The sequence below is a fragment of the Aminicella lysinilytica genome, assembly GCF_004362975.1.
Classification (GTDB): Bacteria; Bacillota; Clostridia; order Peptostreptococcales; family Anaerovoracaceae; genus Aminicella; species Aminicella lysinilytica.
The window spans coordinates 88,381-101,579 of record NZ_SNXO01000003.1 but is presented as its reverse complement, the minus strand read 5'-3'; the positions used below and the strand labels follow the sequence as shown (position 1 = coordinate 101,579).

Below are 13,199 nucleotides of genomic sequence, written 5' to 3'. Positions count from 1 at the left end.
CTTTATGAATTGTTCAGCCCTTCGCTCCATTTCCATTACAGAAACTTCCTCGCTACTATGGCTTCGGCTGACTTCTCATAGTTCGTTATTACTACGAATTTCTCCGTCTATGAAACCTCACGGGATAAGCTCGCCAATCTTTCCTCGTCTGCCTGCCTAATTTACCCATAAAAGTTACGATTGCCTTTCGGACTTCGCTACTTTAAGTCAGCTTATCCATTTTATGAGCCTTAGTATTAGGTTTCTGTTCGTCAGGCTACGATTTCGCTATTGCTTCTTCTCTCCCACACCTCACGATGTGAAACTTGCAAGTCGCTTTGGGGTTCGTCGGCAACTACGCCCCACGTGGACTTTCACCACAGATTGACGGCATGCCCGTCATACTTAAAAAATGGGCGGAATATCCAATTATTCCGCCCATATCCGTTGAAATTTCAACGAATTAATTTTGTTAAAATTATCTATCTTTTTACACTGAAAGTTAACTTTTTTCTTATAAATCGTTCCTGATCAGGTTTATCCTGTGCTGGCTGTCGATTTCTGCGATTTTAACCTCTACAGTATCTCCGATATTCATGACATCCTCGACCTTCTCGACTCTGCCCTTAGCCATCTTGGAAATGTGCAGCAGTCCTTCTTTGCCCGGCAGGATCTCGATGAATGCGCCGAAGTTCATTATGCGCTTGACGGTTCCTGTGTAGACCTCTCCGGCCTTAGGATCCTTAGTCAGAAGCTCGATCTTAGCCTTAGCAGCCTCAGCTCCCTCCATACCTGAACTGTAGATAGTGATCAGGCCGACATCTTCCTCGGAGATATCGATCTTGACACCGGTCTCTTCGACGATCTTATTGATAGTCTTTCCTCCCGGTCCGATTACGATTCTTACCTTATCAGGATCAACTCTCATAGATACGCATCTTGGAGCGTATGGTGACATTTCCTTGCGAGGTTCCGGAATCTCCTCGAGCATGGCTGCCATAATGTGCATCCTGCCCTCGCGAGCTTGTTTCAGAGCCTGAGCCAGAATGTCCTTGGAAAGTCCGTGGACTTTGATATCCATCTGCATGGCTGTAACGCCTACTTCAGTTCCTGTTACCTTGAAGTCCATGTCTCCAAGGAAGTCTTCCATTCCCTGGATATCACTCAGAATGGCCATCTTGCTGGTTCCATCCTCTTCTACTCTCTCGATAAGTCCCATAGCGATACCTGCAACAGGTCTCTTGATTGGAACTCCGGCATCCATAAGGGCCATACATGATCCGCATGTTGAAGCCATAGAAGTCGAACCGTTAGAAGAAAGGATATCCGATACGACTCTGATTGCGTACGGGAACTCTTCCTTGCTTGGAAGTACAGGCATCAGAGCTCTCTCAGCCAGTGCTCCGTGACCGATCTCACGACGGCCCGGGCTTCTTGGTGCTCTTGCTTCTCCTGTTGAATATCCAGGGAAGTTGTAATGATGCATGTAACGTTTCTCTGTCTGTTCTGACAGTCCGTCTATCCTCTGAACTTCGCTGAGCGGAGCCAGTGTGCATGATGACAGAGCCTGAGTCTGTCCTCTCTTGAACAAGCCTGTGCCGTGAACTCTTGGCAGCAGTCCTGTCTCGCACCATAGTGGTCTGATCTCGTCAAGTTTCCTGTTATCAGGTCTTACGCCTTCATCCAGGATCCTTTCACGAACATTTTCCTTGGTTATATTATAGAGGACATTAGCGATGTCCTTCTCACTGTCCGGATACTCCTCAGCGAAATGTTCCTGAGTTTCTACCTCTACAGCGTCCATATTGTCCAGTCTTTCCTGCTTCTCCTGAGTATGAGCTGCTTCTCTCATTTTATCTGAAGCGAATTCTCTTACTACCTTGTCGATATCCTCAGGAATAGTGTAAAGATCCACATCCTTCTTAGGTTTGCCTACCTCTGCAATTACCTCATCGATGAATGCGACGATCTTCTTGATCTCTTCATGTCCGAAGAGGATAGCTTCCAGCATTACATCCTCAGGAACTTCGTTAGCGCCGGCCTCGACCATCATGATTGCTTCCTTGGTTCCTGCAACCGTCAGGTTGATGTCTGAGGCTTCCCTTTGTTCGAGGGTAGGGTTTATAACAAAATTTCCATCGACTCTGCCGACTCTTACTGAGCCTGTCGGGCCGTCCCATGGGATGTCCGATGTTGCCAGGGCTACTGATGAACCTATCATTGCCATTATATCTGTCTCGCAGTCCAGATCTACTGACATTACTGTAGCAACGACTACTACGTCGTTGAAGTATCCCTTAGGGAACAAAGGTCTCAGCGGTCTGTCCATTAGCCTGCATGTCAATGTTGCCTTCTCGCTAGGTCTTCCTTCTCTTCTGATGAATCCGCCTGGGATCTTTCCTGCGGCGTACATTCTCTCTTCATATTCGCAGCTCAGCGGGAAGAAATCAATGTCCGGTCTAGGCTCTTTGGAAGCGCATGCCGTAACATTTACCACTGAATCTCCGTATCTTACCATTACCTGACCGTTAGCCTGCTCGCAGACTTTACCGATCTCCAACTGTAGCAATCTTCCTCCGACTGCTGTTTTGAATGTTCTATAATCTGTAAATCTTGCCATTTTTAATAAACAACTCCTTCCTGTTTATTAACTTCATACTATACCGGCAATAGCACCGGTAAATTATTAAAAAAACCGGCGGGGTTAGATGCCCCGCCAAAATTTTTCCAAGTGTAAACTACTTTCTTAATCCCAAACGAGTGATAAGGCTTCTGTATCTTTCGATGTCCAGTTCCTTGAGGTAATTAAGAAGGTTTCTTCTCTTTCCGACCATTTTCAGAAGACCTCTCCTTGAATGGTGGTCTTTCTTGTGATCAGCCAGATGTTCGTTCAACTCATTGATTCTTGCTGTCAGAATAGCTACCTGAACTTCCGGGGAACCTGTGTCTCCCTCTTTAGTAGCATACTCCTTGATGATAGCCTGCTTCTTTTCCTTAGTTATCATGTTATTCTCCTTTTCTGCTTTAGCTATTAGCCTTCACTGAGTCTTCGTTGGAGTTTCGACGGACTAAGTAAAGGTAATGTTTACCGAATATTAATTTTAGCATATATTTACAATGTACGCAAGAACTTTTTTCCAGGGCTGCCCAACTCCGGCCGGCTCCTGAAATGTCCTTAATACCTGTAATCGTATATTCTCGTTGCCTTCTTCTCGCTTCGCGGAAGGTCGCCGACTTCTACGGCCTTAGGTATGATGCCTATGTTGATTCTGGACTTGAAGGTGTCCTTCAGAGTCTTCTCGAAGTTCTTACGCTCCTCAGGTACCAGTGTAGTCTCAACGAATACGGTTATCTTGTCCTTGCCGTTCTCATGATCTATGAACACCTGATATTCACTGCTGGCCCCTTCGATTTCCTTGAGTATATCATCTATCTGTCCAGGGAACATATTGACTCCGTGGACCTTGACCATATCGTCGGTGCGTCCCAGGATAACGTCGATTCTCGGCAGTTTCCTGCCGCACGGACAAGGTATATCATCAGGGATTTTTCTGGTCAAGTCGTGAGTACGGTATCTGATCAGCGGCGCGCCCTCCTTCTGCAGGGTGGTGATGACCAGCTCTCCCAGTTCGCCGTCAGGCAGGACTTTACCTGTCTTAGGATCTATTATTTCAAAATACAGATAGTCATCGAAGTAATGCATGCCTGTGTTATATTCGCAGTTGATGGCGATGCCCGGGCCGTAAACCTCAGTCAGACCGTAGATGTCGTACAGCTCTACTCCCAGTTCCTTGGCTATCCTTGCCCTCATTTTGCTGCCCCAGCGCTCCGAACCGATGACGCCCTTCCTAAGCTTGATTTTGTCCCCGACTCCGCGCTTTTCTATCTCCTCGGCAAGTAATAATGCGTAGGACGATGTGGCGCAGATGACCGTAGACTCCATGTCCTCCATGAACTGTATCTGCTTGGCTGTATTGCCCGGACCCATAGGGATGGTCATGGCGCCCAGCTTCTCGGCTCCCAGCTGGAATCCGATGCCGGCAGTCCACAGACCGTAGCCCGGCGTGATCTGTATTCTGTCCTTATTGGTTATGCCCGCTATTTCATAACAGCGTTTGAACAAAGTAGCCCAGTCGTCTACATCCTTCTTGGTGTAAGGGATGATGACGGGGGTTCCTGTAGTTCCGCTGGATGAATGGATGCGGACTATTTCTTCCTCGGGAACTGCGGCAAGGCCCAGTGGATATGCATCTCTCAGGTCAGCCTTTTCGGAAAAAGGCAGTTCTTCGAAATCTGACTGACTCTGGATCTTGTCCACATCTATGTCTGCCAGCCTCTTGGCGTAAAAGCCGCCGGCTGCCTTGACTCTTCTCATCTGATGCTTGATCTGCTCAAGTGTTTCCTTTTTCATAGTCATTTAGGTCACTCCTTCTCGGCTTCCGCCAGTTTTTCATGGTATATCTTAGCCTCACGGCAATCACGTACTATCTGTTCTGAAAGGTCCTTAACATTGTCGAACTGCACCTCATCTCTGGTCTTCTTGAGGAATTCTACAATAATCTTTTTACCGTAAAGTTCCTTATCGAAGTCGAAAATGTGAGTTTCCACGTTCTTATTGTAATGTCCTATGGTCGGCTTATTGCCCACGTTAGTAACACTTGGGTACCTTACTCCGTTGTAATCGCAGAAGGTGACATATACTCCGTTTGGCGGAGTCACCATGGAAGTGTCTATTACCAGGTTGGATGTAGGGAAGCCAAGCTTCCTGCCCAGTCTGTTTCCAACGACTACCTCGCCGCCGATCTCATAGTTGCGTCCCATGTAAGTCTTACACTGCTCCACCTGGCCTGACGCCACGAGAGTACGGATTAGTGACGAACTCACTATGTTCCCTTTGATCTTGTAAGGGTCCATTTCAAATACTTCGAAGCCTCTGTCAGTGCCTACGTTCCTGAGAACGTCAGGGTTTCCAGCAGCCTCCAGCCCGAAGCGGTAGTTGAAGCCGCAGAAGGCCGCCTTCATGTTGAATCTGTTTAAGAGTATATGGTCTATGAAATACACCGGATCCATGGTCATTATAGCCTTGGTAAATGGTATTTCGAAGAGGTAATCTACTCCCAGGGAAGCGATTATCTCGGTCTTTTCATTCTTATATAGAATATTCTTGACCTTTTTCGCCTTTGGCAACAGGTCCTTAGGATGATTGGAAAATGTGAATACTGCTGACTTGACGCCATTCCTGGCCGCGTAGTCTACGGCTTCCTTAATGAGCCTCTGATGTCCCAGATGGACTCCGTCGAAGTTGCCGAGAGCAACTGCCGTAGGCTCCATTTCCTCTATCTGGTACAGTTCTGTGAATATCTTCAATCCTTCTGTCCTCCATCATAAAATATCTTTATAGGCATGACATTCTCTACTGTTTCATCGGTGAAAACAACTCCGATGAACTTGCGTCCTTCTTCCATAAGGCCGAAGACATTGTATGCCCGCCTGTATTCTTCTCTCAGGTCTATGAGAAAGCTCTTCATTTCATATTCCGGTCTTCTGAGCATATTGCAGTGAGACACCCACACAGGCAGGCCGTTGACCAGCCTCATGGCGTCGTACTCATTGACCTCTATTTCTCCAAAGTGTATGAGAGGCGCATAAGCCGGATGTATGATTTCCTCCAGCTCGTCCTCGTCCATAGCAGCCAGCTCGTCCAGAGTAACAGCGTTTTCCACACTGAATACTCCGCTGTCTGTCCTCTCCAGGGCTGTCATCATGCCGTGAACTCCCATGAGTTCTCCTGCGTCATGACAGATGGAACGTATATATGTTCCCTTGGTACACTCTACATAGAATGTAATGGTCGTGTCATATCCCTTGTGAAGCTGCATTTCTTCTATATCAAGGTTCGTAATGTAAATATCCCTGCTGGGAACATCTACCTTCTCCCCGGACCTTGCGTAGTCGTAAAGCCTCTTACCGTTTACCTTGATGGCTGAATAGGCCGGCGGTATCTGAGACACAGGGCCGTTGAAATCCATAAATGCTTCCATTACATCGTCTTCGCTGACAGCGTTGACAGCTGCCTCGTCGGCTCTGGCAGTTTCATTGCCCCAGGCATCCATAGTATCCGTATCTACGCCCAGTTTCATCGTACAAAGATAACCCTTCAGGTCCAGATCCAGATACTCGATTATTCTGGTGGCTCTTCCTATGCATATAGGAAGGACTCCTGTCGCCATCGGATCCAAAGTTCCTGTGTGGCCTACCTTCTTCATATTCAAGATTTTTCTCACTCTGCCTACCACATCATGAGAAGTCATGTTCTGTTCCTTGTTGATGTTGATTATTCCGTCATTTATCATATTCTGCTAAATTCTCCAAAGATGCTGTCTTTATTTGTTCCATTGCCTCGGCCAGACTGCAGTGCATAGTACAACCTGCCGCCTTCTTATGCCCGCCGCCGTTAAACTGAGTGGATATAGCCGATACATCCCCTTCAGTCTTGGCTCTGAGGCTTACTTTGATTACTTTTCTACTGTCTTCCTTCAGGAAAGCCGCTATCTGAACTCCCGCTATACTGCGGAGTTCGCTGACTATGCCTTCGCTTTCTTCCATCTTGGCTCCCGTTTCCGCAAGCATTTTCTGGTCCACATAGGCCATGGCAAACTTTCCGTCAGCCGCCATTGTCAGCGTTCCCAGGGCTCTGTTCTTCAGCATGAGTTTCTCCATGCGAACAGTCTCATATATCTGCACGCTCACGTAGTTGGAATCGATGCCCGCGTCATAGAGGCTGGCCACTATACAGTGAGTCTCCTTGGTCGTATTAGAATACTGAAAATTCCCCGTGTCCGTTGTGATCGCCGCGAAGAGAGCCTCGCCTATTTCCTTGTCTATGGTGGCGCCCATGGTATTTATGAGCTTATACACCAGCTCACCTGTGGCTGCCGCGCCGGGATCGATGTAATTATATGCACAAAAAGGATCTGTCGTGGCGTGATGATCCACGCAGATGCTCACTTTGCCCGTCATGAATTTTTCCTCGCGCTTCGGGAACCTGCCCACGTCGCCGCAATCCAGGCACATTGACACGTCCGGCGTATCAATTATGCTCTGATCTTTGGTGCAGTAACCATTGTCCAGGAACAAAAGGTTGTCCGAGATGTTGTCTTCAAGCAGAACATAACATTCTTTGCCCATATTCCGCAAAACCTTGCACATGGCTACGGCTGAGCCGATGGCGTCACCGTCCATGTTTATGTGCGTGAACAAAAGTATGCTTCTTGCTGCTTTTAACTGTTCGCTTATTTCTTCAAAACTATTATTCTTCATTGTCTTTTTCCAACTTTTTGATTACTTCATCTATATGCCTGCCATATTCCATGGATCTGTCGATCCTGAATGTCAGTTCCGGCACATGACGAAGTTTCATCTGTTTGCCTATTTCTTTTCTTATGATGCCTTTGGCGCTGTCGAGACCGTCAATGACCTGCTCTTCTTCTTTCCTTACGGCTTCCTCATCTTTAGATGTGGTGAGAACGCTGACATAACATGTGGCGTAACTGTTGTCCTTGCTCACATCTACATCGGAAATGCTGATCATTCCTGAAAGTCTCGGGTCCTTCAGCTCTCTCAGGAGCATAGAACTTACGAGTTTCTGTATCTCGCCGCCCAGGCGTCCCTGCCTGTAACCTTTCCCCATTTATGATTCCTTTCTATACGTCAGGATGTACATACCTGAAACGTTTTCTGGTGCCTCTGCCATACTGGATGGCCTGGACCGGACATCTCATAATGCAGCCTGCGCAGTGATCGCAGGTCTCTTTAGTCCATACGGGCCTGCCATCTTCCATTTCTATTATCTGGAGCGGACAAACCGTCTGACAAAGACCGCAGCCTATGCATGAATCCTCCACCAGGAACTTTTTTGTGCCTGATGTAGGTCCGTAAAAGCTGTACATTACTGCTGAAGCCAGCCACTCCAACGGGCCGGACTTATAAGGCTTGCGATGGTTGAATTCCATGGAATCTGCCACATCCTTCAGCCTTGCGTCAGACCGCTTGAGGGTCATGAGCGCCGCCTCTTTGATAGGTGTGTCCAGGAGGAAAATGCAGTTCTCCACCATTTTCACATCGTAAAAGGCCCGCATTGTCATGCCTCTTACCTTGAGCGCCTTCTTGAACCTGTGATCCACGCCCAGGGCCATTTTGCCCATGGTCGCGATGCCGCAGAATTCCAGGTCTTCGCCCTGAATGTTTACGGCTGCGATGAACTCTCTCACTGTTCGCGGAAGTCCCCCAAAATACACCGGAAAGACGAAGATAACTCTTTCGCCTTTTTCCAGTGTGTACTCTAATTTACTTTTTCTCATGGCGTGGGCCATGTCCATCATGTGGCCGCCAAATCTCTCATGGACAAAATCTGCCGCATGCTTGGAATTGCCGGTCCCGCTATAGTAAAATATCATCTGGATCCTCCGTCACTACTGAGCCTTGATCTCAACCATTGTGAAGCACTCTATAACGTCGCCTTCCTTAATATCGTTGTAATCTTCGATTCCAATTCCGCACTCATATCCCTGAGCAACTTCCTTGGCGTCGTCTTTGAAACGTTTCAGAGAAGATATCTTGCCTTCGTGGATGACTATGCCATCGCGGACCAGTCTGATTTCTGCGTTTCTTACGACTTTGCCGTCAGTAATATATCCGCCGCCGATGACGCCAACTCCAGGAACCTTGAAGGTCTCTCTGATCTCGGCTTTACCCAGAACTTCTTCCTTGAACTCCGGATCAAGCATGCCCTTCATAGCAGCTTCAACATCGTTGATCACATCGTAGATGACTCTGTAAAGTCTGATTTCTACTCCGCTCTGATCTGCCATGTTGCTGACTGCTGTGCTCGGTCTTACGTTAAATCCGATTATTACTGCGTCTGAAGTCTCTGCCAGCATTACATCGGACTCGGTAACTGTACCGACGCCTGAATGTATGACATTGACCTTGACATTTTCATTATTGAGTTTTTCCAGTGAAGAAATTGTGGCTCCTACTGAACCCTGAACGTCTGCCTTGATGATAAGGTTCAGTTCCTTGGTCTCTCCCTCCTGTATCTGGCTGAAGAGTTTTTCCAGTGTAGTGCTTGAATTTCTTGCCATTACTTCTTCACGAAGTTTTTCCTGTCTGTGCTCGGCGATTTCTCTGGCAGTCTTGTCATCCTTGACTGCGTTGAAATCATCTCCGGCTTCCGGAACGTCTGTAAGTCCCAGGATTTCTACTGCTGTAGCAGGTCCGGCCTTCTTGATGGTCTTTCCTTTATAGTCAGTCATAAGTCTGATCCTGCCTGAACTTGTTCCGGCTACTACGCTCTGGCCTGCCTGCAGTGTACCGTTAAGTACCAGCAAAGTGGCTACAGGGCCCTTTGACTTATCAAGTCTTGCCTCGATAACTGAACCCATGGCCAGTCTGTTCGGATTAGCCTTAAGTTCCAGCACCTCTGACTGCAGGATGATCATTTCCAGAAGATCCTTGATTCCTTCGCCTGTCTTGGCGGATACCGGTACGCTGATGACGTCGCCGCCCCAGTCTTCTACCAGTACTCCGTTATCAGCCAGGTCCTTCTTTACCTTGTCAGGATTTGCTCCCGGCTTATCCATCTTATTGATGGCTACGATAATAGGTACGCCGGCTGCCTTGGCATGACTTATGGACTCGATAGTCTGCGGTTTGACACTGTCGTCAGCTGCAACTACCAGTACAGCGATATCTGTTATATGAGCTCCTCTGGCACGCATGGCGGTGAAAGCTTCATGTCCCGGCGTATCCAGGAACACGATTTTATGTCCGTTGATGCTTACTTCTGAAGCTCCTATATGCTGTGTGATACCACCGGACTCGGAAGCTGTTACATTGGTGCTTCTTATAGCGTCCAGCAGTGATGTCTTACCATGGTCTACATGGCCCATGACGGTGATAATAGGCGGCCTGTCCTTCAGATCTTTCTCTCCGTCAGTATAGTCCTCTATACCTTCTTCGACTTCTTCCTTCTCGATAGTGCCGACTACTACCTTGATGCCCAGCTCGTCTGCCAGTATCAGGAGTATATCCTCGTCTATGTTCTGGTTTATGTTAGCCATTATGCCCATCTTCATGAGGGTCATGATAACTCTGGATGTGGAGACTTCAGTCTGCTCGCAAAGTCCTGCTACTGTAATAGGAACATTGACCTTGAAAGTGCCTTCTGGCAAAACTTCTTCTTCGACTTCTTCCTCGACTTCCTTCTGCTTGCTTGTGTACTTCTTTCTTTCCTTCTTTTCAAGGGACTTCTTCTCGAATCTTGAGAATTTGCCTCTATTATCACGTCTGCCATTATGGCCGCCGTTGTTGTTGTTATTATTTCCTCTTCTGGTAGCGCGATTTCCTCTGGAATCTCCGCCCTCTGAAGCCGGTCTGTTGCTACCCTCGTTTCTGTTATTTCTGTTTCCGCCGTTTCCGTTGCGGTTGTCGGTTCTTCCGCCTCCGTTGCGGTTATCGCTTCTTCCGCCTCCGTTGCGGTTGTCATTTCTTCCACCGCCATTGCGGTTATCGGATCTGTTTCCGCCTTCTGATGGTCTGCGTCTTGAATCGTTTCCGCGTGAGCCGTTTCTGTCTCCGCTGTTTCCGTTGCGGTTATCGTTTCTTCCGCCTGATCTTCCGTCAGTTCTTCTATCACCTGACGGTCTTCTGTCTCCTGAGGATTTTCTATCTCCTGAAGGCTTGCCGGCATTTGCTGCCTTAGCCGCCTCAGACTTCTTATGATCTTCCTCGCTGGCTCTTTTGATTATCTTAACTGAAGGTCTTCTCAGGGGTTCTATGGTCTTGATAGTTCTGATAGGCTTTTCTTCAGGCTTCTTGGTTTCTGCTTTCTTAGTTTCCGGCTTCTTGTCTTCGGCTTTGCCGGCCTTACTGGCAACAGCAGCCTTCACAGTATCCTTTGCGCCCTCTATCTTAGCCTCGACCTTAGTCTTGGCTGTTTCCTTTGTGCCCGCAGCCTTCGACTCAGTCTTAGCCTTTGCAGGAGTCTTAGGATCTTCTTCCTTCTTATCTTTGTTGGCGAGGAAACTCTCGTCAACTATAGGCTTTCCTACAGGGGGTTTATGCTTATTGGCGAGAAAATTCTCGTCAACTATAGGCTTTCCAATTGGCGGCTTTCTACCCGGCGCACCAGGCTTTGCCTCCTTCTTGGGGCCTCCTTTTATTTTTTCTATATCAGCATCCGACAAAACGCTCATGTGGCTTTTCAGTTCTATGCCCATGCCGTTTGCCTTGGCAAGCAGGTCCTTACTTGCGATGCCCATTTCTTTAGCAAGTTCAAATACCTTTTTTGTCATTAGAACACCTCTCCTTCCGATTGATTGCGGTCAATCTCCTCAGTTATAACCTTCGCGAAGTTACTGTCAGTTACAGCAAATATTCCATTGCCGCTGTTTCCGGTAACCCTGGAAAGTTCTTCTTTGCTTCCGAATATTCTACAGTCAGTACCACTAGACTCGCATTTCTGCGTCATTTTCTTTATGGTGTTGGGAGATGAATCTTCCGCTACTATCAGCAATCTGACCTTTCTTCGTTCTATCAGCGACAAGCATGTGTTGTAACCCGTCTGAAGCTTTCTCGCTTTGGCGGCAAACCCCAGATACCCGGCCAACTTATTATTCAACATGCCTTAACTCCTCAAATATCCTGTTTATAGTTTCTTTATCAAAGTTAGTCTTAAAATTTCTCTGCAGGGCGTTTTTCTTCTGGGCCAGCTCCATGCACTCTGCATTTCTGCAAAGGTATACGCCGCGTCCCTTGGCTCTGCCGCTTGCGTCTACGGTAAGGTCGCCCTCGTAATAGGCTATCCGCACCAGTTCGTCTTTCGGTTTGGATTCCATGCATCCGATGCACCTTCTCATAGGCTTTTTGAAATTGTCGCTACTCTTTTTCTGGCTCAAGTTCTTCCTCCGTTGCGTCGGCTGCCGGCGCTTCGTCTGCCTCTGCGGAAACTTCTTCAGTTTCTGCCAGCGCCTCGTCTATCTCGACGATTTCAGGTTCATCGTATGCTTCTGCCGGCGCTTCGTCTGCTTCGATGATTTCCTCTTCCGGAGCCTGATCGTTTTCAACGATTTCCTCATCGTCATCATAGCCTTCCTCGTCTTCGCCATCGCCGAAGTACTGAGTATGACTCTTGATATCTATCTTCCACCCGCTGACCTTAGCCGCGAGCCTTACATTTTGTCCCTGCTTGCCTATCGCCAGTGAAAGCTGATAGTCAGGCACGATAGCCGTTGCCGACATTATGTTCTCATCCTCGATGATTACTTCCTCGACTTCCGCCGGGCTCAAAACATTGCTTATCAGTTCTGCCGGATCATCGCTCCAGAAGATTATGTCTATCTTCTCGCCGTAGAGTTCGTCTACGATAGACTGAACACGGCTTCCTCTGGTTCCGACGCAGGCTCCTACAGGATCTACATTCTCATCCTCTGAGAATACTGCCATTTTAGTTCTGGAGCCGGCCTCTCTGGCTATGCCCTTGATCTCGACTATGCCGTCCTGGATCTCAGGAACTTCCAGCTCGAACAGCATCTTTACAAGTCCCGGATGGGATCTTGAAAGGAATACCTGCGGTCCCTTGGTGGTTTTCTTGACATCCATTATATAGACCTTCAGACGCTGACGAACATCGAAATGCTCTCCCGGCACCTGCTCGTTGGCCGATAGGATTCCCTCTGCCTTGCCTATATTGATAAATAAAGTGTCTCCACTCTTTCTCTGTACTGTTCCTGTGATTATCTCGCCCTGCCTGTTGATGAAATCGTCATAGACCATTCCTCTCTCAGCTTCGCGTATGCGCTGAACTACTACCTGCTTGGCAGTCTGAGCAGCGATCCTTCCGAAATCTCTCGGAGTCACCTGGAATTCTATGCTGTCGCCGATTTCATATCTCTCGTCGATTTCCTGAGCTTCTTCCAGTGACATCTGGATCATATCATCTTCTATATCATCTTCGTTGACGATATCCTTCCTCATGAGTACGGCGATGTCGCCGGTGTCACGATCGATCTCCACACGTACATTCTCCGCTGTTCCATAGTTCTTCTTATACGCCGATACCAGCGCTGATTCTATGGTCTCAAGCAAAATGTCCTTGGAAATATGTTTTTCCTTTTCGAGTTCATCCATGGCCTCGATAAATTCTTTGTTCATTTATATAA

12 protein-coding genes are annotated in these 13,199 nt (G+C 47.8%); all 12 read right to left on the bottom strand.

Annotated elements, in window-relative coordinates:
• Window positions 1-493: 493 nt before the first annotated feature.
• Window positions 494-2,599, bottom strand: a complete 2,106-nt coding sequence (locus tag EV211_RS01560; RefSeq protein WP_133527672.1) for a polyribonucleotide nucleotidyltransferase — start codon at window positions 2,597-2,599, stop codon at window positions 494-496.
• 118 nt (window positions 2,600-2,717) lie between these two features.
• Complete coding sequence (rpsO, locus tag EV211_RS01555) at window positions 2,718-2,984, bottom strand: 30S ribosomal protein S15 (RefSeq protein WP_133527671.1); 267 nt, start codon at window positions 2,982-2,984, stop codon at window positions 2,718-2,720.
• A gap of 170 nt (window positions 2,985-3,154) precedes the next feature.
• Window positions 3,155-4,396 carry a phenylacetate--CoA ligase family protein gene (locus tag EV211_RS01550; protein WP_133527670.1) on the bottom strand — a complete coding sequence of 414 codons (1,242 nt, stop codon included), beginning with the start codon at window positions 4,394-4,396 and terminating at the stop codon, window positions 3,155-3,157.
• A 5-nt stretch (window positions 4,397-4,401) separates the two neighbouring features.
• A complete protein-coding gene (locus EV211_RS01545) occupies window positions 4,402-5,346 on the bottom strand; it encodes a bifunctional riboflavin kinase/FAD synthetase (RefSeq protein WP_133527669.1) in 945 nt (314 codons plus the stop codon).
• Complete coding sequence (gene truB / locus EV211_RS01540) at window positions 5,343-6,332, bottom strand: tRNA pseudouridine(55) synthase TruB (protein ID WP_133527668.1); 990 nt, start codon at window positions 6,330-6,332, stop codon at window positions 5,343-5,345. Before truB ends, EV211_RS01545 begins: the two co-directional genes overlap by 4 nt.
• Window positions 6,322-7,299: a DHH family phosphoesterase gene (locus tag EV211_RS01535; RefSeq protein WP_133527667.1), complete on the bottom strand. Its 978-nt coding sequence runs from the start codon at window positions 7,297-7,299 to the stop codon at window positions 6,322-6,324. Before EV211_RS01535 ends, truB begins: the two co-directional genes overlap by 11 nt.
• Window positions 7,289-7,669: a 30S ribosome-binding factor RbfA gene (gene rbfA, locus EV211_RS01530; protein ID WP_133527666.1), complete on the bottom strand. Its 381-nt coding sequence runs from the start codon at window positions 7,667-7,669 to the stop codon at window positions 7,289-7,291. Before rbfA ends, EV211_RS01535 begins: the two co-directional genes overlap by 11 nt.
• Window positions 7,670-7,682: 13 nt before the next feature.
• A complete protein-coding gene (locus EV211_RS01525; RefSeq protein ID WP_133527665.1) occupies window positions 7,683-8,435 on the bottom strand; it encodes an EFR1 family ferrodoxin in 753 nt (250 codons plus the stop codon).
• Between the two features lie 15 nt (window positions 8,436-8,450).
• Window positions 8,451-11,333, bottom strand: a complete 2,883-nt coding sequence (gene infB, locus EV211_RS01520; protein ID WP_133527664.1) for a translation initiation factor IF-2 — start codon at window positions 11,331-11,333, stop codon at window positions 8,451-8,453.
• The gene (locus EV211_RS01515; RefSeq protein ID WP_133527663.1) at window positions 11,333-11,662 is read right to left on the bottom strand and encodes a L7Ae/L30e/S12e/Gadd45 family ribosomal protein; all 330 of its coding nucleotides are present in this window, start codon (window positions 11,660-11,662) and stop codon (window positions 11,333-11,335) included. Before EV211_RS01515 ends, infB begins: the two co-directional genes overlap by 1 nt.
• A complete protein-coding gene (gene rnpM, locus EV211_RS01510; protein ID WP_243108528.1) occupies window positions 11,652-11,936 on the bottom strand; it encodes an RNase P modulator RnpM in 285 nt (94 codons plus the stop codon). Before rnpM ends, EV211_RS01515 begins: the two co-directional genes overlap by 11 nt.
• The gene (gene nusA, locus EV211_RS01505) at window positions 11,917-13,191 is read right to left on the bottom strand and encodes a transcription termination factor NusA (RefSeq protein ID WP_133527662.1); all 1,275 of its coding nucleotides are present in this window, start codon (window positions 13,189-13,191) and stop codon (window positions 11,917-11,919) included. Before nusA ends, rnpM begins: the two co-directional genes overlap by 20 nt.
• Window positions 13,192-13,199: the final 8 nt, after the last annotated feature.